The organism is Mesorhizobium hawassense (assembly GCF_003289945.1).
Classification (GTDB): domain Bacteria; phylum Pseudomonadota; class Alphaproteobacteria; order Rhizobiales; family Rhizobiaceae; genus Mesorhizobium; species Mesorhizobium hawassense.
This window is the reverse complement of the sequence record NZ_QMBP01000013.1, coordinates 125,985-150,997: the sequence shown is the minus strand read 5'-3', so window position 1 is coordinate 150,997 and position 25,013 is coordinate 125,985. Positions and strand designations below refer to the sequence as shown.

The following is a 25,013-nucleotide window of genomic DNA, read 5'->3' as shown; positions in this document are numbered from 1 at the left end:
CCCGTTCGGAGACCTTGCCCCCATGAGCTTCAAATCCCTCGAAGACCTTCGCGCCGCCAGCCTCGATCTCCCTGCCGGCAGCGACGGTGCCGCCAGCGCCGTCGTGAGACGGCAGGACACGCTGACCAAGCCGCAGGGCAGCCTCGGCCGCCTGGAAACCATCGCCGCCTGGCTGGGCCGCTGGCAGGGCCGCGACATGCCGAAGCTCGATGCAGTCAAAGTCTTCGTCTTCGCCGGCAATCACGGCGTCACCGCGCAGGGCGTCTCGGCCTATCCCTCGGAAGTGACGGTGCAGATGGTGGCGAATTTCGCCGGCGGCGGTGCTGCCATCAACCAGCTTGCCCGCATCGCCGGCGCGAAGCTCGATGTCATCCCGCTCGATCTGGAGCATCCGACCGGCGATTTCACGCAGGTCCCGGCGATGGACGAGAAGGCTTTCCTCGCCGCCGTCTCGACCGGTTATGACGCCGTGACCAAGGATCTCGACCTCGTCTGCTTCGGCGAGATGGGCATCGGCAACACGACGCCGGCGGCCGCGATCTCGACCGCCCTGTTCGGCGGCGGCGCGGAAAAATGGACCGGACGCGGCACCGGCGTCGACGACGCCGGCCTGCAGCGCAAGGTCGTCGCCATCGAAGCCGGCCTCAAGCGCCATGCCGATTCGCTCTCCGACCCGCTGAAGATCGCGGCGGCCCTTGGCGGGCGCGAGCTGGCGGCGATCTTCGGCGCCACGCTTGCCGCCCGCCACAACAACGTGCCGGTGCTGCTCGACGGCTTCGTCTGCACCGCCGCCGCGGCACCGCTGGCCAGGCTGCACCCGACCGGCCTCGCCCACACCATCGCCGCCCATGTCTCGGCCGAAGCGGGCCACCGTCGCCTGCTCGAATCACTCGGCCTGCCGCCGCTGCTCGATCTCGGCATGCGGCTCGGCGAAGGCTCCGGCGCCTGCCTTGCCATCAACATCGTCCGCTCGGCGCTGGAGTGCCATGCGAAGATGGCGAGCTTTGCCGAGGCCGGTGTTTCGGAGAAGTAGAAGCGAATCACCCAGCACTCATGCTATGAGTTACCGACATGGAGGATTTAGCCCATGCCTGAGATTGAGATCATTGAGCAACTTATTGCCGTCGATGACGATGGGGACCAGTACAGAATCACCATCTATCAGGAGTTCCACGAGCGGCGGTCCATGAATGCTCCCGGCGGAATGCTACCAAGATATCCCGGATTGAAACACGCTCGCCTCTCTGATGGAACGCCGCTGAATACCGTGGATGACGGAGATACTTTTACAATCTTTGATACCGGGACGGTTCTTAGGCGACAACCCCAGGGGGCCTAATTTCGCCACTGCCCGGAAGCGACAGGTGCTACGCCTGGGCGTGGCCGCTTTTGCAGCCAGGCCGAGAAACCACGAGTTGGCGGGAAGCGTTGGAATAGCCCCCTCAAAATTTGCGTCGCGGACGGTTGTCAATCGATCGAGCGAGCTGGTCCAGTTCTTCTTGGCTCGCCCAACCAGCATCTGTTGGCGCGCCCTTTGTTTCCATAAGCGCCATAAGGCTGTCGACGAACTGGGTCATGGGCATCCCTCGAGCGACAGACGGCAAGACGCCGGTGTTGTTGGTACGACGACCATCGGCATCGTACGCGAAGTGCGCACCGCCTCCTTGGGCAAATGTCCAGGCACAAACCGCCTCCGGGCCAACGGTCGCCGGTTCCTTCTTGCTGATCCCTCTGTTTAGCCTCACGAACTGCGCAGACAGACGGTCGGCCGCCGCTTCCTTTGTGTTCGCTCGGCGAGCCTGACGCCCGATCATCTCCAACTCCGCAGAGGGCGGCATATGCTCGGCGCCTGAGCCGAGCGCGACGCCAAAATTATGAATGCGGGGTTCAAGCTCGAAATCGACGACACGAAATCTGTTCGGCCCTGTCGAGTTGACTGGGCGCCCTCCCTTCCCCCGCATCCGCAGTTGGTCCCGCGAGGTTACGACCGCCACATGAGCTTTACCGTTGACGAAGCCCGCATACGCAAATGTGTGGCCGGGCGCATGCTTGTCTAAACCTTGCTCCTCGGCAGCGGCGGCAATTTCGTGTAGCGACTGGTTGAGCGTGCGATTGAAGCCACGCAGTACGCCTTCGATCCACTCGCTAACCTCGAAGGGCTTTCTATCAGCTCGGGCGCCAGCGCCGGCGTAGGTGATGAGCCCTTGACCGTCGGCGGTCTCCAGCCTCGCAATCTTCGTGCCCGCGAAACCCTTCAAGCTGCCGACACCGCTGTAGAGGCGGTCGGCAGCGACGAACGCCAAGCGATCGGTGATCATTGCAAGCGCAAAGGTCATTGCGCAGACACCCCGTTACCCTTGGCCTGGCAGCGGGTCCGCAATGAACTGCAGGAACGAGTCGCCGATCCCTGTGCTCCTCTTCGCGAGGAAGACGCCCGAAGTCCCCATGGCCATCATGCTGTTGGTATCGGCCAAGCCCTCACGGTGCAGGTCTGACAGTACGCGGTCCAAGGCTCCGGGCGAGATCACGCTGGCGGGGAGCGCCGCTTCAAGAACCGACATTTGCGCGCCAGCCATCATCTGGCTCGCCTTCTGCCTCATCTCCGGCGACGACGAGGGGGCGGCCAACAATTTCAGCACCTGAATATGCGCTGGCGAAAAGCGCTCGATGTATCCGAAGAATATGCCACGGAGAACGTCGTCGAGCTGCAGTCCTTTTGCGATGTTGAGGACGCCGTTGCGCAGCGCCTCGATCTTTTCCTGTTTGGCAGTCCGCGTGGCCGCCGCAGTGGCCTCTGCTACTGCGGAAATGAAATCGTCGTTTTCGTCCAGCTTCGAAGGGTCGAAGTCCTGCAGGCGTGCCTGGAGATCGCGAAGGCCTTCGCCTACCTTGGTGAACCACTTATCCCGCCGTTTCTGCAGCGGCTCGGCCACGAACCTTTCAACGATCTGCCCTATCGCGTAGCCCGCGCCAGGGATGAGAGTAATGGCCGCACCGGCATCGATCGCCGTTCGCGCGACGTGGTAGGGACCCGAGCGCCCATCCTTCTCGGGGTAGGGCGGTAGGCGGCCCTCTTCGTCTTCGCCTTCGTCCTGTATGGCTCCCTCCATCTTGCGAGCGGCTTTTCGGGTTCACTCCCACATGAAGCCGGTGAAGGTGTCGCTATCGACAATTCGCAGCTTCATCTCGTCAATATAGGTAGTTCCGAACCATCCTTTGTAGTGGACGCGGATAGGAAATTCGGCCTCGTTTTTCCAGAACCCTCCGTCGCCACGCTCGGTCGTGCCAAACGAGCAGGAGACCTGCGCACCGTTGTGCAGAACGGGGATCAGGTCTTTTCTGTCAAAGCAGGCCAGCCAATCCCGCTTCGCTGGGTGGTCTCGGCGCGCAATAGCGGCGTTGAGCGCGTGCGGGCTTGCCACCTCGAACCAAACGTGGCGCGCCGGGATCGACCCTGAATTGAGCACTACGAGATTGTAGGCGATCCCGGTGTTGCCGCCCGCGTGCGTCTTGACCATGGCAGTGACGATCGGGCGAAACTGCCGCCTCCAGAAATGAACCGAAAGCCCTAGGGCGACGGTCGTGGCAATGACGCCCGCGACGTTCACCCAGTCCGTATTGCCGACCCAATTGAAGTTCAATCGCCCCTCCTCGATTTTACGGACACCCTACGGACACGAAATCAAGCGGACACGAGTCGGCACTCACCCCTAGCAAGTATATGATTTCAAAGAGTTTTTGGTGGGTGTGCACAGGATCGAACTGTGGACCCGCTGATTAAGAGTCAGCTGCTCTACCAACTGAGCTACACACCCACACCGCCGGAAAAACCAGCGTCGGCGGCGCATATAGCCGCCGCTTTCGGTGATGTCTAGCCCTGCTGGATCATTTCCCGACAAATCGCCTGCCTTTGATTTCTAGCTCTCCTCCAAAACCGGAGCCGTAGGCCGGATGATAGTGTTTTTGAGAGCGAGAGCGCGGCCTGAGCTTGGCGCCCAGATACACGAAACTGGGCGTGTGGCTCGATTTCAGTCAGCCACTTCGATCAAAATGCCGAAGATAGCCTTCGCGCTTATCCATCCGTTGATGCCGCCTCGGTTGTTGCCGATCTGGAACTGACCGTTCCTCATGGCCTTCACCAGATGCAGATATTGAGCGCCGCCGACGCGGCACAGAACGATGTCGCCAACGCCAAGCAGGCTCGCATCTTCCATTGGCTTGACCGTGCAGAGTTGCCCGCTCTCGACCTTGCCTGTCATCGAATTGCCGCGCGGGCGAAACTGGACCGTCTCTCCTGCCTGCAGGCGCCCGATATATCCTGTCGCCCACCCCATGTGATTCTCCCCTCACCCGAGCCCGCCGGCCCCGTTTCCGCAGGACCGGCGCCAGGGTTCAGATAAACAGTCTGCCTTCGGCCACCCTGACGGCGTAGCCGCCAATGCGCGCGGAGGCCAGTTTTCCGGCCTCGACATTGAGTTCGAGTCGGATGCGCGACGGCCGGCCCATTTCCAGTCCCTGCTCGATCCAGAGCTGCGATATCCCGTCGGTCGGGGCATCGAAATGCATGATGGTGCCGGCAAAGGCCGCGGCGGCCGAACCGGTCGCGGGATCTTCGTAGGACGGAGTGCCCGGCACGATCATGCGCACATGGAAGGCGCTGTCGTGATGCACCGTCTGGCGGCAATAGACATAGGGGCTGGCGAACGCCCATTCGCTCTTGCGGGGTGCCAATTCCGACCACGCCTGATTGTCGAGCCTGATCTTGGCTGCCGCCTCGAGGTCCGCAACCGGGATGGTGACGTAGGGCACGCCGGCCGACCAGAAGGCGACGCGGTGATTCTCGAAGCCGATCTCGTGCGGGGCAAGGCCGAGCGCGGCGCCGATCGCTTCGGGATCGGCCTTGAGCTCCAGCCGCTCCGGCAGCTTGGCCAGATCGAACTCGGCGAAGGTCGAGCCGTCATGCCTGCTCACCGCGCAGCGGACCGGTCCGATATTCTCCTCCAGCACGAAGATGCCGGTCGCCTCGCCGGCGAGTTCGGCCAGCGCGATCGCCGAACCGACCGTCGGATGCCCCGCGAAAGGCATTTCATAATCGGGCGTGAAGATGCGGATACGGTTGCGGTGCTTTGGATTCTCGGGGGGCAGCACGAACACCGTCTCGGACAGATTGAATTCGCGCGCGATCGCCTGCATGCCGGCAGTGTCGAGCCCCTCGCAGTCGAGCACCACCGCTAGCGGATTTCCGGCCAGCCGCTCGGTGGTAAACACATCGTAAAGCAAGTAATTGCGCGCCATCGAGAAAACCTTTCGCCTCGCCCCGAATTTCTGCCTCAATCCCAACATGAGGGAAATTTAATTTGAAATTCGAACTTTGAAGCCTGATCTGTGAACGGATAGGGACATCGATTTTCAGCATAGGGGTCCGGGGTGGACCAGCTTGTCAATCCGCCAAAGGCGGAATCCGATACTTCCATCGAGGCAGCACTTGGGCTCGACCGTAAGGGCGTGAGCCGCAAGCGTCGCCGCTTGTGGCTCTACGCGCTGCTGGCGGCAGCGATCGTCGTGGCCGGCATTGCCGCCTATCAATGGTACGCTGCCGCGCCGCCAAGGATCGAGTATACCACCGTTCCGGCGGCGACCGCCGACCTCACCGTCGAGGTATCGGCCACCGGCACGCTGCAGCCGCTGACGCAGGTCGACATTTCCAGCGAGTTGTCCGGCATCGTCCGTTCCGTCACGGCCAGCGAGAACCAGCAGGTCAAGAAGGGCGACGTTCTGGCGACGCTCGATACCGCGAAGCTGGAGGTCCAGATCGAGCGCGCGACCGCCTCCGCCAAGGCGGCGGCGGCGGCCGTCGAGGATGCCGAGGTAACGTTGCGGGAAAATGAGAACGCCGTGGTGCGCGCGAGCGCGCTGACCAAGCGCGGCATGGCGACGGACCAGTCGCTCGAGGCAGCGACCGCGACGCGCGACCGTTCCAAGGCGGCGCTCGACAGTGCCGAAGCCAATCTCGCCATCGCCCAGGCCGACCTTAAGGCACAGCAGACGGACCTAGCCAAAAGCACCATCTATGCGCCGATCGACGGCATCGTGCTGACGCGCTCGGTCGATCCCGGCCAAACGGTCGCTTCCTCGCTGCAGGCGCCGGTGCTCTTCGTCATCGCCGCCGACCTTCGCAACATGGAATTGCAGGCTGCGGTCGACGAAGCCGACATCGGCGCGGTGAAACCCGGCCAGCACGCCCGCTTCACCGTCGACGCTTTTCCGGACAGGCCGTTCGACGCCGAGATCCGCGACATCTCCTATGCCTCGGTCACCACCGACGGCGTCGTCACCTACAAGGCCCGGCTCGAGGTCGACAATGGCGAGCTTCTCTTGCGGCCCGGTATGACGGCCACGGTCTCGGTCGTGACCCGGCAGGCCAAGGGCGTGCTCACCGTTCCCTCGACAGCCTTCCGCTATCGCCCGATGCAACAGGCCGCGCGCGGTTGGAACCTGGGCGACCTCTTCACCGGCCGCATGGGCCGCCCCAACCGGCAGCGCGAGGCGACGAAGGCGCCGATCGACGGCTCGCGCACGCTTTACGTGCTGGAGAACGGAAGGCCGCATCCGGTCAACGTCAAGATCGGTTCGACCGACGGCGAGCTGACCGAAATCACGTCAGGCCTCGACGAGGGCGCGCAAGTCATCACCGGCGCGCAGCAGCGGAGCTGACCGGTGTCGGCTCCCCTGCTCATCACCTTCGACCAGGTTTGGAAGAGCTATGGCGAGGGCGAGGCCCGCGTACATGCGCTGGCCGGCGTCGATCTCGCCATCCGGCGCGGCGAGTTCGTCGCCATCATGGGCCCTTCCGGCTCCGGCAAATCGACGGCGATGAACATCATCGGCTGCCTCGACACGCCGACCGCCGGTACCTACTCTTTCATGGGCGTCGATGCGGGCCGCCTCGACCGCAACCGTCGCGCCTTGCTGCGCAACCTCTATGTCGGCTTCGTCTTCCAGGGCTACAATCTTCTGCCGCGCACGACCGCCGCGGAAAATGTCGAGCTGCCGCTGATCTATCGCGGCGTTGCCGCCCGCGAGCGCCGCGATCTCGCCATGCAGGCGCTGGCCGAGGTCGGACTTGTCGGGCGCGAACATCACACGCCGGCCGAGCTCTCGGGCGGCCAACAGCAGCGCGTGGCGATCGCCCGCGCCATAGTCACCCGGCCGACCCTGCTCGTCGCCGACGAGCCGACCGGCAATCTCGATACGGCGCGCACGCATGAGATCATGGAGCTGCTGGCCAGGCTCAACACCGGGCTCGGGCTCTCCATCGTCATGGTCACGCATGAGGCCGACGTCGCGGATTATGCCGGCCGCACCATCCGCTTCCTCGACGGCCATGTCGCCTCCGATACGTTGAAAGCGGAGGCGGCGGCATGATCTGGGAAACCGTCCGCCTCTCGCTGCGCTCGATCCGCCGCAACATATTGCGCTCGTTCCTGACGCTGCTTGGCATCGTCATCGGCGTCGCCGCCGTCATCGCCATGCTCACCATCGGCTCGGGCACGACGGAAAAGGTCAAGGCCGACATTTCGAAGCTCGGCAGCAACCTGCTCGTCGTTCGGGCCGGCCGCCCCGCGGGGCCCGGCGGACCGGGAGGCCCCGATCAGACGGTGCGGCCGCTGGCCGAAAAGGATATCGCCGCGCTCGTTGCGCATCTGAGCGGCGCGCGCGCGATTTCGCCTGCTGCGCAAAAGCAGGTCCGCGTCATCTTCGGCACCGAAAGCCTGACCACGGGCGTGACCGGCACCGACAGCGCCTATCTCGACGCCCGCGACTGGAAACTGGTGTCCGGGCGGCCGTTCAGCGATTCCGAAACGCGCGCCGGCACCGGCGTCTGCCTGATCGGCGAAACGGTGCGCCAGCAATTCTTCGGCGCCGGCGATCCGGAGGGCGAGATCATCCGCGTCAACCGCACCTCCTGCAAGATCATCGGCCTGCTCGAGCCGAAGGGTTACACCGGCTTCGGCCAGGACCAGGACAATGTCGTGCTGATGCCCTTGCACGCCTATCAGCGGCGTATCGCCGGCAACCGCGACATCGACAACATTTACATCGCCGCCGACGAGCGGACGCCGACCAGCGAGTTGCAGCCGCGCGTCGAGGACATTTTGCGCGACACGCGCCGCGTCACGCCGGACCGCGATCCGGATTTCGCCATTCGTGACATGACCCAGATCGCCGATGCGATGACGAGCGCCACCACCACCATGACCGGCATGCTCGGCGCCGTCGCCGGCGTCAGCCTGCTGGTCGGCGGCATCGGCATCATGAACATCATGCTGGTCTCGGTCACCGAGCGCACGCGCGAGATCGGCATCAGGCTGGCGATCGGCGCGCATGAAAAGCATATCCTCATCCAGTTCCTGGTCGAAGCGACGGTGCTGTCGCTGCTTGGCGGCATCATCGGCATCGTGATCGGGCTTTCGCTGGCCGGACTCGCCTCGATGGCGCTGACGATACCCTTTGCGCCAAGCCCCGCCGTGGTCCTGCTCGCCGTTGGCTTCTCGGCGCTGATCGGCATGGTGTTCGGCTTCTTCCCGGCATTGCGCGGTGCCCGCCTCGATCCAATCGACGCGCTACGGCACGAGTAGGCCGCTTCCGCTCTGTTGCCGCAAACCCGGCGATGATACAGCGGCCTCTTTGGATACTTCGAAGGAGGGGCGAATGAGTAAGAAAGCGCGGGTCATCCTGACCGGGGTGATCATCGAAGCAATGCTGGCCGGCGTCTGGTGGTATCTGGCCCGTTACGGCCTGGCCAATCCCGACCGCGTCGCCGCCAATTTCCGGGAGGTGGTCGGCCAGACCATGGGAATGGCGATGGGCGGAGTTCTCGGCCTCTGCTTCATCCTGTTCTTCGTCGCGGCGCGTAACGACCGCAAGGCATTGCCGCAAAAGGGGCGGCCCTGATCGTCGCGAAGGAACAGAGCTGGCTACTGCTCGTCAGAACGGCAGCCGCGCGTTCTCCTTGACCTCCTTCATGACGAAGAAAGTCCGGGTTTGCCGCACACCGGGCAGCGCGATCAGCTTCTGACCGTGCAGCTTGTTGAAATCCGCCATGTCGCGCACGCGTATCTTCAACAGATAGTCGAAGTCGCCGGCCACGAGATTGCAATCCAGCACCTCCTTGAGCTTGAGGGCGGCCTCCTCGAAAGCGGCGAAGCTTTCAGGTGTCGAGCGGTCGAGCACGACGCCGACCATGACCAGCGCGCCGAGCCCGACCGCGGCAGGCGCGATCTCCGCCCTGACCCCGGTGATGTAGCCCTCCTCGAACAGGCGTTGCGTGCGCCGATGGCAGGTGGCGGCGCTGACATTCACGCGGGCCGCCAGCTCGGCATTGGTCAGCCGCCCCTCGGCCTGAAGCGCCCGCAGGATCTTGATGTCGATGCGGTCGAAAGTCTGTTCGGAAGATTCTTCCATTTTTGTCTATCTCAATGGATGATTGAACTAAATATATCGCAATTCTTTGCAAGGATGCAAAAAAGGCCGAGGCCCCTTCGAGAGCACCTTTCGCCGCAATTCGTCTATTCTCTGCGCATCGAAAAACGAACACGGCGGAGGCAGGTGGATGTCACTTCTCGACAAGTTTGAACGGTATCCGCTGACCTTCGGCCCGACGCCGATCGAGCATCTGCCGCGCCTCGGCGCGGCGCTGGGCGGAAAGGTGCAGGTCTACGCAAAGCGTGACGATTGCAATTCCGGACTGGCCATGGGCGGCAACAAATTGCGCAAGCTCGAATATATCGTGCCCGATGCGATTGCGTCCGGCGCCGACACGCTGGTGTCGATCGGTGGCGTGCAGTCGAACCACACCCGCATGGTTGCCGCGACGGCGGCCAAGATCGGCATGAAGTGCGTGGTCATCCAGGAAAAATGGGTGCCGCACTATGATGCGGTCTATGACCGGGTCGGCAACATCCTGCTGACGCGCCTGATGGGCGCCGACAGCCGGCTTGTCGACGACGGCTTCGACATCGGCATCCGCAAAAGCTGGCAGGACGCGATCCAGTCGGTGAAGGAGGCAGGCGGCAGGCCCTATCCTATTCCCGCCGGCGCCTCGGTGCACAAGTTCGGCGGTCTCGGCTATGTCGGCTTCGCCGAGGAGGTCGCCAGGCAGGAGAGCGAACTCGGCTTTGCCTTCGACTACATCATCGTCTGCGTCGTGACCGGCTCGACCCAGGCCGGCATGATCGTCGGATTCGCCGCGCAAAACCGCGCCGACCGGGTGATCGGCATCGACGCCTCCGGCACGCTGGACCAGACCCGCGCCCAGGTCCGCCGCATCGTCGACGACACCGCCGCCCTCGTCGGGCTGGGCCGCGCCGTACGGGACGATGAGATCGTCATCAATCCCGACTATGCCTATCCAGCCTACGGCGTTCCGTCCGAAGAGACGAATGACGCGATCCGGCTGGCGGCCCGCACCGAGGCCATGATCACCGATCCGGTCTACGAGGGAAAATCGATGCAGGGGCTGATCGATCTGACCAGGAAAGGCTTCTTTCCCGAAGGCTCGAGAATTCTCTACGCGCATCTCGGCGGCGCGCCGGCCATCAACGGCTACAGCTATTATTACAAGGATGATGGCGGCGCCCGCAAAAGCGTGCCGCACGATGATGCGCTGCCGCCGCTCTTTCCATAGGCCGGAGGCATCGATGCCGCTGTGAGGTCAGGAAACGGCGCCTGCGAAATGCCACTCGATCAGCGGCTTCATGTGCGCCATCAAGCCGTCGGGTAGATCAGCGGCATGCCGGATGATGACGGGCCCCTCGATCTCCGGATCCGCCTCGGCGGCGACGAAGGCGCCGATGCGCCGCGCCAGTTCGTCGGCCGGTTCGGCTACCCGGTAGCGTCGGAAGATCACCGTGCCGCTCGCCGTCGACAGCGCATGATAGCGCTGTCCACGTTCCGCCTTCGACAGGTCGAGCCCGGTCTCCTCACCGACCTCGCGGATCATGTTGAAATCGGCATCGACCACACCGTCGCGAAAGTCGACCGGTTCGAACGAGCCGGCGGCGAAATAGACGCGGCCGGCATTGACCGTATGAGACCCCATGCGGATCGCCACCAGCGCATTGTCTCCCGTGACCAGCATGGCGTGCGCATAGGCGTGCTCGGCGCCGGAATTCTCGCGGCGCTTACGCCACAGCATGAAGGTCGAATAGTTGACCGCATGACAGCGGCCGACGAGGCGGCTGTCCCGGTAAGCAAGCGCCGAAAGCAGCACCACGGTGCCGTCGAACAGCGCCGGATTGGCCGCAATCTCCTGCCGCCAATTGTCGGCGATCGCCTCCGCATTGCTGACAGCGAAGGGGTGCGGACCGGGGTCCAGGCGGACGTCGATCGCGTCGACCGGCAGGATGACGTTGCGGGGCAGATCGAAACTCAAGGGATCACGCCATATCCAGGGTGACCGCCACCGGACAGTGATCGGAGGCCTTTGGCCTGTCCCACCCGGCGCGCGGGAAACGTTCGACCTCCTGCCCGGGCGGAAAGATGGTGCGCCAGGGCTGACCGTTGCGGATGATGTCGGGGACGGCGGTGGCGTTGTTCGCCGCCAGCGCCTTCGACAGGAGAATATAGTCGAGCTGGCACAGATGCCGCTCCTCGGGACCGCGTGTGTGATAAAAACTCCAGCGGTCCATCTCCGGCCGCCGCTCGACGACATTCTCGCAAAAGCCGCCGGCGGTCAGAACGTTGACCGAGGACAGGGCCTCGTCGACCACCTCGAAACGGTAGCCGTCGATTCCGTCGCCGTCGATCCTGACGCGCTGCCGGTAGTCGTTCATGTCGCCGCAGATCGCCCAGCGCTTGTCGGCCGCATGCTCCTTGCCGAACCGCTCTTGGATGATGCGGCGCACCGCCTGCGCCTCGGCCATGCGCAGCGGCATCGTCGCCTCGCGGCCGTCCAGCCCGTTGCGCGGCGGACCCATCGATTTGAAATGCACGAGATAAAGCGTCAGCGGGGCGCCGCCGACCCTCACGTCGATCTCCAGGCAGTCACGGCGAAAAATACGTTCGGTGGCGAGATACCCCAGCGCGGCGAGCTCCGGGGTGAACAGGTCGAGTTGCTCGAAGGTGACATAGGCATGGCTGGTCATTCGCACGAACTCGATCGGCTGCCCTTGCGCGGTCTCGTTGCGCATCATCACGGCGACATCGATGCCGCGCGTATCATTGCCGGCGGTGGTGTATTTCTGGCGATAGCCCTGCCCGACCATCTTGAACAGATAGCCATATTCGAAGGCCTTCAGCGCTTCGATGTTGTCGACCTCCTGCATGCAGATGATGTCCGCGCGTGTTGCCGCGATGGCGAGTGCCGTCAACTGCCGGGTGTCGTCGGATTGGGCGATCGTGCGGGCCTGTTCGAGGATCCGGTATTCAGCCTCGCTCTGGATGTCGAACAGCGCCAGCGTGCGGTCCTCATTGAGCTGGTTGCGATAGCCCGAGAAATCGAACCTGTTCATCAGGTTCTCGACATTGAAGGTGGCGAGCCGCAGCGACATGGCCGTGACCTTTGCCCGCAAGCGAGGGCGAAGACAAGAGCCAGGCTCGATGCTCGTCATGGTTGACGGAACCTTTCCGTTCATCCTCCGTTCAGACGGAAAGTTCCAACAATAGGCCTTTCCCCGGGGTGTGCTGGGCGTGGGGCCTTTACCCCTTGGAGAGTGAGATGAAACCGCTCTTTTCTTCCTTCAAATCCGGGCTTTTGGCCCTTGGGCTCGTTGCCGGCGTGACCGCGCCGTCGGTCGCCGGCCCGATCCTGCAACCCGATCTCGGCGTCGCAACGAACACCGCCGCGCCGACGATCATTCCGGTGCGTGACAGCTGGGCCGGCGGCAACAACAATGGCAGCTTCGAGGAATGGCATTGGCGTAACCGCGGCGGCGACTTCAGATGGCGCGACGGCAACCGGCGGCAGTTCTCCCGCAACTGGGACGGCGGCGGATGGAACGGCGGCGGCGACTGGCGCTGGCGGCATCATCACCGCCGGCACTTCCATGACAGCGACGCCGCGATCCTGGGGCTGGGCCTCGGCCTGGGCCTGGGCAGCATGGCCTACGGCAACTATTATGATCCCTACTATTACGACCCCTATCCGCGCTACGTTCAGCCGCGGCGCATCTACCGGACCGAGCGGCTGTCCAGCGCGCATGTCCGGTGGTGCTACGACCGGTACCGGTCGTATCGCGCCTGGGACAATACGTTCCAGCCCAACTACGGTCCGCGCAAGCAATGCTGGTCGCCCTATAGCTGAGCTGCCTTGCCTGCCAACAAGACGAGGAACGGCGCCTTCGCGGCGCCGTTTCTATTTTGTCGCAACCCTTGGCCGCGATTGGCGACAATCCTAAATTTATCCGCGGCTGTTCGTTATGCTGATATTCCCAGCATGACGATTCGCGTGAACGGGTCGCGAGGACGTGCCCGCCATGGCCGAAAACGAACACAGGATGCAGCAACACCGGCAACGCGTGCTGAAGGGCGCGGCGATCCTGACCGGCGTCAACAATTCCGAGGTGACATGCACGGTGCGCAACATGCATTCTAAGGGCGCTGAGTTGAAAGTGCCGATCGACGCGCGCGTGCCGGACGAATTCCTGCTCTATGTGCCGGTCGACGGTATCGGCTACAGGGCCGTGGTACGTTGGCGCCGCGAGGATCGCATCGGCGTCGAGTTCACCGGCACCGAGCCCAAGCCGCATTGGCATTACGGCTGAGCGACGGCGGTGCTGCCGTCAATCTCGCAAAGAAAAAGCCGGCGGGATCGATCCGCCGGCTTTGATATTACACGCGAAAACTTCGCTTAGTTCTTGGCCTTGTCGACCAGCTTGTTCTTGGCGATCCACGGCATCATCGCGCGCAGCTTGGCGCCGACTTCCTCGATCTGGTGGCTGTCGTTCATGCGGCGGATGCCCTTGAAGCGCGACAGGCCGGCGCGGTATTCCTGCATCCATTCCGAGGTGAACTTGCCGGTCTGGATGTCCTTCAGGATGCGCTTCATCTCGGCCTTGGTGTCGGCGGTGATGATGCGCGGACCCGAGACATACTCGCCCCATTCGGCGGTGTTCGAGATCGAGTAGTTCATGTTGGCGATGCCGCCTTCATAGATCAGGTCGACGATCAGCTTCACCTCGTGCAGGCACTCGAAATAGGCCATTTCCGGCGCGTAGCCGGCTTCCACCAGCGTCTCGAAACCGGCTCGGATCAGTTCGACCAGGCCGCCGCACAGCACCACCTGCTCGCCGAACAGGTCGGTCTCGCATTCCTCGCGGAAATTGGTCTCGATGATGCCGGAACGGCCGCCGCCGACGCCGCAGGCGTAGGAGAGCGCGAGGTCGAGCGCATTGCCCGAAGCGTCCTGGTTGACGGCGACCAGACATGGCACACCGCCGCCCTTCTGGTATTCGCCGCGCACCGTGTGGCCCGGGCCTTTCGGCGCGATCATCACGACGTCGACCGAAGCCTTCGGCTCGATCAGACCGAAATGCACGTTGAGGCCGTGCGCGAAGGCGATCGCGGCGCCGTCGCGGATGTTCGGCGCGATCTCTGATCTGTAGATGTCGGCCTGCAACTCGTCGGGCGTCGCCATCATCATCAGGTCGGCCCATTTGGCGGCGTCGGCCACGGTCATCACCTTGAGCCCGTCGGCCTCGACCTTCTTGGCGGTGGCGGAACCAGGCTTGAGGCCGATGGCGATCTCCTTGGCGCCGGAATCCTTGAGGTTGAGCGCGTGCGCGCGGCCCTGGCTGCCGTAGCCGATGATGGCGACCTTCTTGCCCTTGATCAGATTGAGATCGGCGTCACGATCGTAATAGACACGCATTTTCGTCTTCCTTCCCGTTTTGAAGATCAGAGGCCTTTCGGCCGGTTGTTTGCTCCGAAGAGAGCGAGAAACTGTTGCGTCGCGCGGCGGGCATCGCCGCCGATCGCCGCCTCAGTCAATTCCACCCGGTCGCCAAGCAGCAGACGTATCTGCACGTCGCGGCCGACCAAGCCGAAAAAGGTACGGAACGCCGTCTCGGCGTCGTCGAAATCGAGCAGCCCGGCTTGGTGCCCTGCTTCAAGCACCGGCTTCAAGCGCCTGGCAAGCGCGAAGCGGCCATTCTGCAGCACGACCGCGCCAAGGTCATCCTTGCCGGAACCGGCGTGGCCGACCGCGACGCGGTTGAGCGCGATCGAGGTATCGCTGGAGATGACCTTGAGCCAGTCGGAGGCAAAGCGCTCGAGGCTAGCGATGAGCGAGACGAGATCCAGTTTCTCGCGGTCGACCGCCGCGACACGCACCTTCGACGCCTGCCACTGCACCGTCGCCGTCAGCAGCCCGTCGCGGTCGCCAAACCATTTGTAGAGCGTTTCCTTGGAGCAACTGGCCCGCCGCGCCACTGCGGTCATGGTCAGGTTGTCGCCTTCTTCGACCAGCAGGCGAAGCGCCGCATCCAGAACCGCCTGCTGGCGCTCCGTCAGCGTCTCGCTTGTGTCGATCTCGGCCGGCAGCAACACGACTGTCCCCAATTCCGGATACGCTTCAAGTGCGTACCGTACGTTACGGTTCGGCTTATGGCGCATTCCGGTTTCTTGCGCAAGGGGAGATGTCGAAAATTCGAACCTGCAGCCTGGCCCCCGGCCCTTCGCCGCTAATTCCCGATTGGCGGATGCCGCAATCGTGCGAGCAGCGTTGCCAGGGTCTTGAGCTCATCGGCTGACAGCCTGTCGCCCATCAGCTCGGCGATCGAAGCGCCATAGACGGTCCAGATGCGGCGGCGCATGTCCCGGCCGCTCGGCGTGATGCGCACGGTCTGGCCCCTGCCGTCATCCGAGACCGGCAGTTTTTCCACCAGGCCCTCCGCTTCGAGCCGAGCCAGCAGCCTCGAGACGCCATACTGAGCCAGGAGAACGCGATCGATCAGCTCGAATGGCCGCAGTCCCCCCTCGCCCGCCTCCGCAAGCTCATGCAGCACGTCGTACCAGGCGAGCGGCGGCAGCCCGCCGGCCTTCAGGGCATCCTCGGTCTTTTCGACCAGTTGGCGCGAGACACGCATGAGGCGCGCCCAGGCGGTGACGGCTTCGGGTGATGGGGATCTCTTGGCCATTGGAGAAGTCTATAAGATAGATGCAATTGCATCAAGCTTGACGATCGATGCAAACGCATCCATATAGATGCAAATGCATCGATATGGAGAAGACCCATGAAACATGAAATCTGCAAGATCGTCGACATTCCGCAAACCGGCAGCCTGATCGCACCCTTCTTCGGCCGCGAAGTCCATGTTTGGCGCTGCGGCGAGCGCATCCGCGCCGCCGCCAATGCCTGCCTGCATTTCGGCGGACCGCTGGACTGCAAGGACGGAGCCTTCGTCTGCCAGTGGCACGGCGCGAAGTTCAGCCTGGAGAGTGGTGAGCGTCTAGAAGGACCGGCGCCGAAAGGCTCACGCCTGATGTTCCTATCGACCCACATCGAAGATGGCGCGCTCAATTATGTCTGGGGAGAGTGAAATGACCGCAAGGCTAGCCCTCGTCAGCCATCATCTGTGCCCTTACGTCCAGCGCGCCGCGATCTCGCTCGCCGAGAAGGGCGTGACGTTCGAGCGGATCAATGTCGACCTGTCCAGCAAGCCTGACTGGTTCAAGGCCATCTCGCCGCTCGGCAAGGTGCCGTTGCTTCGCGTCCGGCATGGCAATGCGGAAGCAGTGATTTTCGAATCCGCCGTCATCCTCGAATTTCTCGAGGAGACCGAGGCCAACCCGTTGCACCCGGTCGATCCTTTGGCGCGGGCCAGGCATCGCGCATGGATCGAATTCGGCTCGGCGATCCTCAGTGCCATAGGCCGCTTCTATTCCGCCGCCGACGAAGCTGCTTTCCTTCACGAAAGCAGAGGCTTGTCGGAAATGTTCGCGCGCGTGGAGGCGGAATTGTCGGTCAGGCAAAGCGGCCCTTGGTTCACCGGCGAGCGCTTCTCGCTGGTCGATGCCGTCTACGGGCCAATTTTCCGCTATTTCGACACGTTCGATCGCATCGGCGATTTCGGCATTTTCGACCGCAAGCCGCTCGTCGAGGCCTGGCGCGACGCTTTGAGCGAGCGGCGGTCGGTCAAAGAAGCCGTGAACCCGGACTATCCGCGGCGGCTGCACGCCTTCCTTCGGGCAAAAGGATCTTACCTGTCAGAGATCATCCGGCTGCAGGCCACTGAAACTCCGCAAGCCCGATCCGCCTGAACGGGTCGATCACCGTGCCGGCGACCATGGCCGCGAGGAACTGCGGCCCCGGCGGAATTCCGGCAAGCGCGGCCACCATTCGGTCGCGGACAAAGGGCAAGGCTGCGGAGTCCGATTGGTAGAACGGCGTCAGCGAAAGCGACAGCGCCTGGAAGACGCGCACATGCCAACGGCGTGCGCGCGCATAAATTCCCAGCGCTTCATCGACGCCGCTCACCTGCGCCAGCGCATGGCCGAGCGCCGCCGCGTCGAGCAACGCCATGTTCGCTCCTTGCCCAAGCTGCGGGCTGGTCGAATGCGCCGCGTCGCCGATGACGGCAAGCCGCCGGCCGGCCGGCAGCGTCATCGTGTGGTGGCCGTAGCGGGCGAGCGACAATTGCTCAAAGCTGTCGATCTGGCCGGTGAAGGCCTCGCATGCCGGCCAAACCGAGATCACCCTCGCCTTCCAAGCCTCCAGCCCCTCTGCCTTCACCTGTTCGGCATCGGCCGGTTTGAGGCTCCAGAAGAAGGCGGCCATGGTTTCAGCGCCTGGCTCCGGCCGGCCGATCGGCAAGACGCCGACCATGACGCTCGCCTTGTCGTAGCGTTGCAGCAGCGCGCTTTTGTCAAAGCCGTCCCGCCAGCCGAGCGACGCCCAGAATGCGCCATAGGCGAGCGGGCGCGGCTCGGCAGGGTCGCCCAGATAGTGCCGCAGCCTCGAGCGCGCCCCGCTGGCGTCGACCACGAGGTCGAAAGGCCCCAGCCGTCTTCCATTGGCGCAGACAAGCGTTGCCCGTTCGCCGCTCTCCAGCATCTCGATCTCGACATCGGTTTCGATTGCGATCGCCTCTCGCTGGGCGGCGCGATAGAGCACGCCGAACAGTGCCGCCCGATGCACCGCGAGGCCGAAGCGCCGCGCGCTATAGCGGACATTGAGCACGGTGCGCCCGCTCCTGGCGTCGGTGCCATGCAGCCGCTCGATGCGGCTGCCGAGCGCCAGGATGTCGTCGAGCAGGCCGAGATCGGCGAGCACCGTCAGCCCGGTCGGCTGCAGGATGAGGCCGGAGCCGACCGGCTTCGGCGCGTCGAAACGCTCGAAGATGGTGACCTTGTGCCCTGCCCGCTTGAGATAGAGCGCGGCGGCCAATCCGGCCGGACCGGCGCCGGCAATCGCGATATCCAGATTTTTGCTCATTGCCCGCCCAGACCGATTGACGGGCACAATTCCCGATCGACGACGTCAAATCAACTTGGCGCTTTGACGCTTGTCACCGGGAAAAAGACCACCTTCACATCCGGGCGTCGAAAGCGGCTCGCGCTTCGCGCACCGCGTCATGGTTGAGCTCGGCCCATTGGACGAGGTGACAGAGCGGAACGAACATCGACCGTCCAAGATCGGTGAGGCTGTATTCGACGCTCGGCGGCTTGGTCGGAAACACTTCGCGATGCACATAGCCGTCGCGCTGCAGTTCATGCAGCGTTTGCGTCAGCATGCGCTGCGAGATGTCGGGAACCAGCCGCCGCAGCTCGCCGAAGCGATAGGGCTTTTCCGCCAGCGCCATGACCAGCAGCGGGCTCCATTTGCCGTTGATGCCGTTGATGACGTCGCGAACCGGGCAATCGGCGAAATTGGCGCCGGCGGTCATGGCCTTGTAGATCTCAAGCTTCGATTTCAGATTGACGATCTTGCCATCCATCGGTGGTTCCTTGCGTGTGCCTACCTCCCGAAAAACTGCCTTCTTTACGGCCGGGGGTCAATTCCTAATTTAGTGCTGGTCTCTTTTCGAGACTGCCAACAGCACCCGCCAAAAGGCGCAATTCAGGAACCCTCCCATGACCGAAACCCTCCTTGTCACCGGCGCTTCCGGCCAGCTCGGCCGCGGCGTCATCAATCATCTGCTCGGCGCACAAAAGGTGGCACCGGCGGGCATCATCGCCGCCACCCGCAATCCCGAGAACCTCGCCGATCTGGCGGCACGCGGCGTCACCGTCAGGGCCGCCGATTTCAACGACAAGGCTTCGCTGGAGAAGGCCTTTGCCGGCGCCGACCGGGTGCTGATCATCTCGACCGGCGACCTCGACCTCAAGACGGGCCGGCGCCTGAAGCAGCATGAGACGGCGGTGGCCGCGGCCAAGCTCGCCGGCGTTTCGCACCTGCTCTACACCTCGATGCCCAATCCCGAACCCGGCTCGCCGGTGCTGTTCGCCGGCGACCATTACGGCACCGAGCAGGCGATCAAGGCGAGCGGGATCGCCTACACCATCTTTCGCAACGGCTGGTATCAGGAAAACCTGTTCTTGGCGCTGCCGCACGCCATTTCGTCGGGCAAGTGGTACACGTCGGCGGGCGACGGCCGCGTCGCCCATGCCGCGCGCGACGACATGGCCGCCGCGATCGCCGCCAGCCTCGCCTCAGGCGAGAAGGCGAGCCACATCTACACGCTGACCGGCCCGCAGGCCTACACCACGACTGAGGTCGCTGCGATGGTCAGCGACGTGACCGGCAAGCCGATCGAGGTCGTCCAGGTCCCGGACGAAGGCCTGACCGAAGGCATCAAGGCGAATGGCGTCCCGGAGGATTTCGCCCGCATCATCGTCTCCTTCGACGCCAACACCCGCGCCGGCCGCATCGGCGAGGTGACCGACACGGTCGAAATGCTCTCCGGACGCAAGTCGCGGACGCTGAGGCAGTTCCTCGAAGCGAACAGGGCCGCCCTGCTCGGCTAAATATGTCGGCGCCTCGGGATCAGTTCCCCGGGGCGCTATTTCGACTTCTTGAGCAATCCAAGCCGGATCAGGCTTTCGCCGGTGGCAACCAGCGCATCCTCGCGCGATCGCGGCGTCCAGCCGAGCAAGCGCCTGGCCTTGGCGCTCGTCGCGTTCCTCGGCTTGCCCAGTTCCGACACGATCTGGGCCGCCTGCCCGTCGAACAGTCCGACGATCCGGACCAGCCAGTCCGGCAGCACTCTGGTGGTGATGCGCGATGCGGCGTTGCCCAGCCGCGCCTTCAGCGTCCGCGCGATCTCCAGCATCGTCATGAAATCGCCGCTGATGGCCAGGAACCGCTCGCCCTTGGCGGCGGGATTGGTCATGGCGCGAAGATGCAGGTCGGCGACGTCGCGCGCATCGACCACGCCGAACACCATGCGCGGCAGGCCCGGCATCTCGCCATCCATCAAACGCCGGATGAAATCCGTCGACGTCGAATGATCCGGCCCCAAGACCGGTCCGAAGATGCCGACCGGATTGACCACCGCCAGTTCCAACGCGCCGTCTTGGGCGGCGATGAAATCCCACGCCGCCCGCTCGGCCAGCGTCTTCGATTTCACATAGGCGCTGACCTTCTGCGAAAGATCGGTCCAGTTCTCTTCCGTGAACGGATGGCCGGCAACCGGCGTCTGGCCATAGCCGATGGCGGCAAAAGATGAGGTGAGCACGACCCGTTCGACACCGGCATCGCGCGCTGCCCGCAGCACCCGCAACGCCCCTTCCCTCGCCGGGACGATCAGGTCGTCCTCATGTTTCGGCACGCCTGGCGGGAACGGCGAGGCAACGTGAAGGACGTACCGGCATCCGGCGACCGCTTCGGGCCAGCCTTTGTCGTTCATGAGATCGGCACGGGCGAAGGAAAGCGCATCGCCCGGTTCGGCGTCGCCGACCTTCAGCATGGCGAGAACATCGGCTTCGCGCTTGGCGGACCGCACCGTCGTGCGCACACGGTAGCCCGCATTCAGAAGCGCCAGGATGCAATGAGCGCCAAGGAAGCCGGAACCGCCGGTCACAAGCACCAACTCGCCGCTCATGCCCGCCTCCCCTTCGACACTGAACCGGCCTATGCGATGCAGTGTCTCAGATCGCGACCTGCGTGCCAATCTCCACGACGCGTCCGGTCGGGATCTGGAAATACTCCGTCGCGTCCGCCGCCGTCTTCGCCAGACCGATGAACAACCGGTCCTGCCAGATCGGCATGCCGGAATTGGGCGAGGCTTTCAGCGACCGCCGCGACAGGAAGAAGGAGGTGGTCATGATGTCGAACTTCCAGCCCTGCTTGCGGCAGATCGCCAAAGCGCGCGGGATGTTGGGCTGTTCCATGTAGCCGAAGGTCAGCGTCACGCGCATGAACAGCTCGTTGACGGTCTCCAGCTTCACGCGCTCGCTGTCGGGCACGACCGGCTGCGGCGCCGTCACCACCGACAGGATGACGTTCTTTTCGTGCAGCACCTTGTAGTGCTTCAGGCTGTGCATCAGCGCCGTCGGCGCGCTGAGCGGATCGCTGGTAAGGAACACCGCCGTGCCGGAAACCACCTGCGGCTTCTTCTTCAGAAGGTTGGCTGCCAGGAAATCGAGCGGGATTTCGTTACGCCGGGTCTTGTCGAACAAATAGCGGCTGCCGCGCACCCAGGTCCACATGCCGAGGATGATGGCGAAGGCGACCGCGAGCGAGGCCCAACCACCCTCGAACACCTTGACGATGTTGGAAGCAAAGAAGCCGACGTCGATCAGCGCGAACACCGCCGTCAGCGCGGCGGCCGGCCAGATTTTCCATTTCCAGATGCGGGTCATGACGATGAACAGCAGGGTCGTCGTCACCAGCATGTTGCCGGTGACCGAGATGCCGTAAGCCGAGGCGAGCTTGCTGGATTCGCCGAAACCGACCACCAGCATCATCACGACGAGCGCGATCAGCATGTTGACGCGCGGCATATAGATCTGGCCGGACTGCTTCTCAGACGTATGCAGGATTTCGAGCCGCGGCAGCATGTTGAGCTGCACGGCCTGGCGGGTCAGCGAATAGGCGCCGGAGATGACCGCCTGGCTGGCGATGACAGTCGCGGCAGCCGCCAGCACGACCATCGGGATGAGTGCCCAGCCCTCGTTCATCTCGAAGAACGGGTGACCGACCACGCCACCCTTGGCGAGCACATAGGCGCCCTGCCCGGCATAGTTCAGAAGCAGGCAGGGAAACACGATCGCCAGCCACGCCAGCACGATCGGCTTGCGGCCGAAATGGCCGAGATCCGCGTACAGCGCCTCGGCGCCGGTAACGGCCAGGAAGACCGCGCCGATGGTGACAAAAGACACGTCCGGCGAATTGATCAGGAAGGCGACGATGTAATGCGGGCTGATGGCCCAGAGGATTTCCGGGTCGTCGATGATGTGATTGAGGCCGGACAGGCCAATGGCGAGAAACCAGACCGCCGTCACCGGGCCGAACACCAGACCCACCCCACCGGTGCCAAATCGCTGGACGGCGAACAGCATCGCAAGGATCAAAAGGGTCAGCGGCACGACATAGGGCTGGAAGGCAGGTGTGACGACATTCATGCCCTCGACCGCCGACAGCACCGAGATGGCGGGCGTGATGACCGCGTCGCCAAAGAACAGCGACGCCCCGACGATGCCGATGCCAAGCACGATCGCCGAGCGTGTCGGAAAAGTGCCGCGCGCCAGCGCCATCAGCGACAGCACGCCGCCCTCGCCGCGATTGTCGGCGCGCAGCACGAACATGATGTACTTGATGGTGACCGTTATCGTCAGCGACCAGATGATCAGCGACAGAACGCCCAGGATGTCGGCGCGATTGGCGACGTCTCCGCCCGAGGAAGCATGCAACGCTTCGCGAAAGGCGTAGATCGGGCTGGTGCCGATATCGCCATAGACGACGCCAAGCGCTCCCAGCATCAGCACCTTGGTGCTGTGCTGCTCTACTTCCGGGTGGCTCGACTGGTCGGCGGGTTCTGCCTCAGCACCATTGGCAAGGGCCATGGACGACACTCCGATAAAACGCGCGGTGCTCTACGCTTGCTGCGGTGCAATATCAAGTGCCCTTGCGTGAGGGCTCCCATGCCGCCGACGCACGGCTTTCAGTATACGGAACGGCCGGGCTTGTTCGTCCGGTGGAAATCGTCTCATCAGATGGCGACCTGCGTGCCGATCTCGACCACCCGTCCGGTCGGAATCTGGAAATATTCCGTCGCATCGGCGGCCGAGCGCGCAAGGCTGATGAACAGCCTGTCCTGCCACACCGGCATGCCGGAATTGGGCGAAGCCTTCAGCGAGCGACGCGACAAGAAGAAGGACGTCGTCATGATGTCGAACTTCCAGCCCTGCTTGCGGCAGATGGCCAAAGCGCGCGGGATATTCGGCTGCTCCATATAGCCGAAGGTCAGCGTGATGCGCATGAACAGCTCGTTGACCGTCTCCATCTTCACGCGCTCGCTGTCCGGCACCACAGGCTGCGGCGCCGTCACCACCGACAGGATGACGTTCTTCTCGTGCAGAACCTTGTAATGCTTCAGGCTGTGCATCAGCGCCGTGGGCGCGCTGAGCGGATCGCTGGTCAGGAATACCGCCGTGCCCGACACCAGCTGCGGCTTCTTTTTCAGGAGGTTCACCGCCAGGAAGTCCAACGGGATCTCGTTGCGGCGCGTCTTGTCGAACAGATAGCGGGTGCCGCGGATCCAGGTCCACATGATCAACCCCATCAGAGAGGCGACCGTGATCGACACCCAGCCGCCCTCGACGATCTTGACGACATTGGCCGAGAAGAAGCCGAGATCGATGACGCCGAAGAGCACCACCAGGGCCAGCGCGGCCGCAACCTGCCATTTCCACAGCCAGCGCATCACCACGAACAAAAGGATCGTCGTCATCAGCATCTCGCCGGTGACCGAAATGCCGTAGGCGGCGGCCAGCGCGCTTGAGCTGCCGAAACCGACGACCAGGAGCATCACGCCGAGCGCCACCAGCAGGTTGACCCGCGGCATGTAGATCTGGCCGCTCTGCATCTCGGACGTGTGCTGCACCTCGATGCGCGGTAGAAGGTTGAGCTGCACGGCCTGCCTGGTCAGCGAGAAGGCGCCGGAAATGACCGCCTGGCTGGCGATGACGGTGGCCGCCGTCGCCAGGCCGACCATCGGCATCAGCGCCCATTCGGGCAGCATCTGGAAGAACGGGTTGGTCGGCTTGCCGCCATGCGAGAGTACGAAGGCGCCTTGCCCGAAATAATTCAGCAGCAGGCACGGGAAGACGATTGCGAACCATGCCATCACGATCGGCTTGCGGCCGAAATGGCCGAGGTCGACATAAAGCGCCTCGGCGCCGGTAACCGCCAGGAACACGGCGCCGACGGTGACGAAGGCGCCCGTCGGCGTGGTGGCGAGATAGTAGATCGCGTAATACGGATTGATCGCCAGGAAGACGGATGGATCGTCGACGATGTGATAGAGGCCGGCCGCGCCGATCGCCAAGAACCATGTCGCCGTCACCGGCCCGAACACCGCGGCCACCTTGCCGGTGCCGAAGCGCTGCACGGCGAAAAGCACCGCCAGGATGACGAGCGTGATCGGAACCACGAAGGCGTCGAGCGCCGGCGTGACGACTTCCAAGCCTTCGACCGCCGACAGCACCGAGATCGCCGGGGTGATGATCGAATCGCCGAAGAACAGTGCCGCGCCGCAAAGGCCGATCACCAGGATGAGCCTGGAGCCTGGCGGATAGGCGCTGCGCGCCAGCGCCATCAGCGACAGCGTGCCGCCCTCGCCCTTGTTGTCGGCCCTGAGCACGAAGGCGACGTACTTGATCGTGACGATGATCGTCAGCGCCCAGACGATCAGCGACAGCACGCCGAGCACGTCATGGCGGGCAACCGAACTCGACGACGCGTGCAGCGCTTCTCGGAAGGCGTAGATCGGGCTCGTGCCGATATCGCCGTAGACGACGCCCAGCGCGCCAAGCATGAGCACCTTGGTGCTGTGCTGCCGCTCGCTTTCGGC

28 protein-coding genes and 1 tRNA gene are annotated in these 25,013 nt (G+C 63.7%); 12 read left to right on the top strand and 17 right to left on the bottom strand.

The window, feature by feature from the left end; genetic code table 11:
- The first annotated feature begins 22 nt into the window (after positions 1-22).
- Together cobT and DPM33_RS24530 are read left to right on the top strand one after the other, a co-directional pair.
- On the top strand, positions 23-1,033 hold the full coding sequence (gene cobT / locus DPM33_RS24535) for a nicotinate-nucleotide--dimethylbenzimidazole phosphoribosyltransferase (RefSeq protein ID WP_112099980.1): 1,011 nt from the start codon (positions 23-25) through the stop codon (positions 1,031-1,033).
- Positions 1,034-1,087: 54 nt separating this feature from the next.
- Positions 1,088-1,339 (top strand): hypothetical protein, encoded by a 252-nt coding sequence (locus tag DPM33_RS24530; protein WP_112099979.1) that lies wholly within the window; start codon positions 1,088-1,090, stop codon positions 1,337-1,339.
- A 103-nt stretch (positions 1,340-1,442) separates the two neighbouring features.
- Here the strand turns inward: DPM33_RS24530 and DPM33_RS24525 are convergent, their stop codons facing one another.
- The 6 genes from DPM33_RS24525 to DPM33_RS24500 form a co-directional block, all read right to left on the bottom strand.
- On the bottom strand, positions 1,443-2,336 hold the full coding sequence (locus DPM33_RS24525) for a hypothetical protein (RefSeq protein WP_112099978.1): 894 nt from the start codon (positions 2,334-2,336) through the stop codon (positions 1,443-1,445).
- 15 nt (positions 2,337-2,351) lie between these two features.
- Positions 2,352-3,110 (bottom strand): hypothetical protein, encoded by a 759-nt coding sequence (locus DPM33_RS24520; protein ID WP_112099977.1) that lies wholly within the window; start codon positions 3,108-3,110, stop codon positions 2,352-2,354.
- Positions 3,111-3,131: 21 nt separating this feature from the next.
- On the bottom strand, positions 3,132-3,641 hold the full coding sequence (locus DPM33_RS24515; RefSeq protein WP_112099976.1) for a hypothetical protein: 510 nt from the start codon (positions 3,639-3,641) through the stop codon (positions 3,132-3,134).
- Positions 3,642-3,739: 98 nt separating this feature from the next.
- Positions 3,740-3,815, bottom strand: a tRNA-Lys gene (locus DPM33_RS24510).
- Positions 3,816-4,028: 213 nt separating this feature from the next.
- The gene (locus tag DPM33_RS24505; protein ID WP_208648448.1) at positions 4,029-4,259 is read right to left on the bottom strand and encodes a hypothetical protein; all 231 of its coding nucleotides are present in this window, start codon (positions 4,257-4,259) and stop codon (positions 4,029-4,031) included.
- 133 nt (positions 4,260-4,392) lie between these two features.
- Positions 4,393-5,295 carry a PhzF family phenazine biosynthesis protein gene (locus DPM33_RS24500; RefSeq protein ID WP_112099974.1) on the bottom strand — a complete coding sequence of 301 codons (903 nt, stop codon included), beginning with the start codon at positions 5,293-5,295 and terminating at the stop codon, positions 4,393-4,395.
- A 132-nt stretch (positions 5,296-5,427) separates the two neighbouring features.
- On the opposite strand from DPM33_RS24500, the gene DPM33_RS24495 reads away from it, so the two are divergent.
- From DPM33_RS24495 to DPM33_RS24480, 4 genes are all read left to right on the top strand, one after another.
- The gene (locus DPM33_RS24495; protein ID WP_112099973.1) at positions 5,428-6,714 is read left to right on the top strand and encodes an efflux RND transporter periplasmic adaptor subunit; all 1,287 of its coding nucleotides are present in this window, start codon (positions 5,428-5,430) and stop codon (positions 6,712-6,714) included.
- 3 nt (positions 6,715-6,717) lie between these two features.
- The gene (locus tag DPM33_RS24490) at positions 6,718-7,425 is read left to right on the top strand and encodes an ABC transporter ATP-binding protein (protein WP_112099972.1); all 708 of its coding nucleotides are present in this window, start codon (positions 6,718-6,720) and stop codon (positions 7,423-7,425) included.
- The gene (locus DPM33_RS24485) at positions 7,422-8,639 is read left to right on the top strand and encodes an ABC transporter permease (protein WP_112099971.1); all 1,218 of its coding nucleotides are present in this window, start codon (positions 7,422-7,424) and stop codon (positions 8,637-8,639) included. Before DPM33_RS24490 ends, DPM33_RS24485 begins: the two co-directional genes overlap by 4 nt.
- Before the next feature lie 73 nt (positions 8,640-8,712).
- Complete coding sequence (locus tag DPM33_RS24480) at positions 8,713-8,955, top strand: hypothetical protein (RefSeq protein WP_112099970.1); 243 nt, start codon at positions 8,713-8,715, stop codon at positions 8,953-8,955.
- A 33-nt stretch (positions 8,956-8,988) separates the two neighbouring features.
- On the opposite strand, the gene DPM33_RS24475 is transcribed toward DPM33_RS24480, so the two are convergent.
- Positions 8,989-9,465, bottom strand: coding sequence for an Lrp/AsnC family transcriptional regulator (locus tag DPM33_RS24475; protein WP_112099969.1), 477 nt, complete (start codon positions 9,463-9,465; stop codon positions 8,989-8,991).
- 148 nt (positions 9,466-9,613) lie between these two features.
- Between DPM33_RS24475 and DPM33_RS24470 the strand changes: the two genes are divergently transcribed.
- On the top strand, positions 9,614-10,687 hold the full coding sequence (locus DPM33_RS24470; RefSeq protein ID WP_112099968.1) for a 1-aminocyclopropane-1-carboxylate deaminase: 1,074 nt from the start codon (positions 9,614-9,616) through the stop codon (positions 10,685-10,687).
- A 27-nt stretch (positions 10,688-10,714) separates the two neighbouring features.
- On the opposite strand, the gene DPM33_RS24465 is transcribed toward DPM33_RS24470, so the two are convergent.
- Positions 10,715-11,434, bottom strand: coding sequence for a hypothetical protein (locus tag DPM33_RS24465; protein ID WP_112099967.1), 720 nt, complete (start codon positions 11,432-11,434; stop codon positions 10,715-10,717).
- A gap of 4 nt (positions 11,435-11,438) precedes the next feature.
- Positions 11,439-12,551 (bottom strand): endonuclease/exonuclease/phosphatase family protein, encoded by a 1,113-nt coding sequence (locus tag DPM33_RS24460; protein ID WP_112099966.1) that lies wholly within the window; start codon positions 12,549-12,551, stop codon positions 11,439-11,441.
- A 167-nt stretch (positions 12,552-12,718) separates the two neighbouring features.
- Between DPM33_RS24460 and DPM33_RS24455 the strand changes: the two genes are divergently transcribed.
- Together DPM33_RS24455 and DPM33_RS24450 are read left to right on the top strand one after the other, a co-directional pair.
- Complete coding sequence (locus tag DPM33_RS24455) at positions 12,719-13,303, top strand: BA14K family protein (RefSeq protein WP_112099965.1); 585 nt, start codon at positions 12,719-12,721, stop codon at positions 13,301-13,303.
- 172 nt (positions 13,304-13,475) lie between these two features.
- Positions 13,476-13,763, top strand: a complete 288-nt coding sequence (locus tag DPM33_RS24450) for a PilZ domain-containing protein (RefSeq protein WP_112099964.1) — start codon at positions 13,476-13,478, stop codon at positions 13,761-13,763.
- Positions 13,764-13,849: 86 nt separating this feature from the next.
- On the opposite strand, the gene ilvC is transcribed toward DPM33_RS24450, so the two are convergent.
- The 3 genes from ilvC to DPM33_RS24435 form a co-directional block, all read right to left on the bottom strand.
- Positions 13,850-14,869, bottom strand: a complete 1,020-nt coding sequence (ilvC, locus tag DPM33_RS24445; protein WP_112099963.1) for a ketol-acid reductoisomerase — start codon at positions 14,867-14,869, stop codon at positions 13,850-13,852.
- Between the two features lie 26 nt (positions 14,870-14,895).
- A complete protein-coding gene (locus tag DPM33_RS24440; protein WP_245442355.1) occupies positions 14,896-15,546 on the bottom strand; it encodes a TetR/AcrR family transcriptional regulator in 651 nt (216 codons plus the stop codon).
- Between the two features lie 134 nt (positions 15,547-15,680).
- A complete protein-coding gene (locus tag DPM33_RS24435) occupies positions 15,681-16,136 on the bottom strand; it encodes a MarR family winged helix-turn-helix transcriptional regulator (RefSeq protein ID WP_112099961.1) in 456 nt (151 codons plus the stop codon).
- 96 nt (positions 16,137-16,232) lie between these two features.
- Here DPM33_RS24435 and DPM33_RS24430 point away from each other — a divergent pair, with 96 nt between their 5' ends.
- Entirely contained in the window at positions 16,233-16,538 is a 306-nt protein-coding gene (locus DPM33_RS24430; RefSeq protein WP_112099960.1) for a Rieske (2Fe-2S) protein, read from the top strand.
- 1 nt (position 16,539) lies between these two features.
- A complete protein-coding gene (locus tag DPM33_RS24425) occupies positions 16,540-17,259 on the top strand; it encodes a glutathione S-transferase family protein (RefSeq protein WP_167449200.1) in 720 nt (239 codons plus the stop codon).
- On the opposite strand, the gene DPM33_RS24420 is transcribed toward DPM33_RS24425, so the two are convergent.
- Together DPM33_RS24420 and DPM33_RS24415 are read right to left on the bottom strand one after the other, a co-directional pair.
- Positions 17,213-18,433, bottom strand: a complete 1,221-nt coding sequence (locus DPM33_RS24420; protein ID WP_112099958.1) for an FAD-dependent oxidoreductase — start codon at positions 18,431-18,433, stop codon at positions 17,213-17,215. The genes DPM33_RS24425 and DPM33_RS24420 overlap by 47 nt on opposite strands.
- 94 nt (positions 18,434-18,527) lie before the next feature.
- Complete coding sequence (locus DPM33_RS24415; RefSeq protein ID WP_112099957.1) at positions 18,528-18,935, bottom strand: winged helix-turn-helix transcriptional regulator; 408 nt, start codon at positions 18,933-18,935, stop codon at positions 18,528-18,530.
- A 136-nt stretch (positions 18,936-19,071) separates the two neighbouring features.
- Between DPM33_RS24415 and DPM33_RS24410 the strand changes: the two genes are divergently transcribed.
- Positions 19,072-19,965, top strand: coding sequence for an SDR family oxidoreductase (locus DPM33_RS24410; protein WP_112099956.1), 894 nt, complete (start codon positions 19,072-19,074; stop codon positions 19,963-19,965).
- Between the two features lie 35 nt (positions 19,966-20,000).
- Here the strand turns inward: DPM33_RS24410 and DPM33_RS24405 are convergent, their stop codons facing one another.
- From DPM33_RS24405 to DPM33_RS24395, 3 genes are all read right to left on the bottom strand, one after another.
- Positions 20,001-21,041, bottom strand: coding sequence for an SDR family oxidoreductase (locus tag DPM33_RS24405; protein ID WP_112099955.1), 1,041 nt, complete (start codon positions 21,039-21,041; stop codon positions 20,001-20,003).
- 46 nt (positions 21,042-21,087) lie between these two features.
- Positions 21,088-23,004, bottom strand: coding sequence for a potassium transporter Kup (locus tag DPM33_RS24400; RefSeq protein ID WP_112099954.1), 1,917 nt, complete (start codon positions 23,002-23,004; stop codon positions 21,088-21,090).
- Between the two features lie 146 nt (positions 23,005-23,150).
- Complete coding sequence (locus DPM33_RS24395; RefSeq protein WP_245442360.1) at positions 23,151-24,977, bottom strand: potassium transporter Kup; 1,827 nt, start codon at positions 24,975-24,977, stop codon at positions 23,151-23,153.
- Positions 24,978-25,013: the final 36 nt, after the last annotated feature.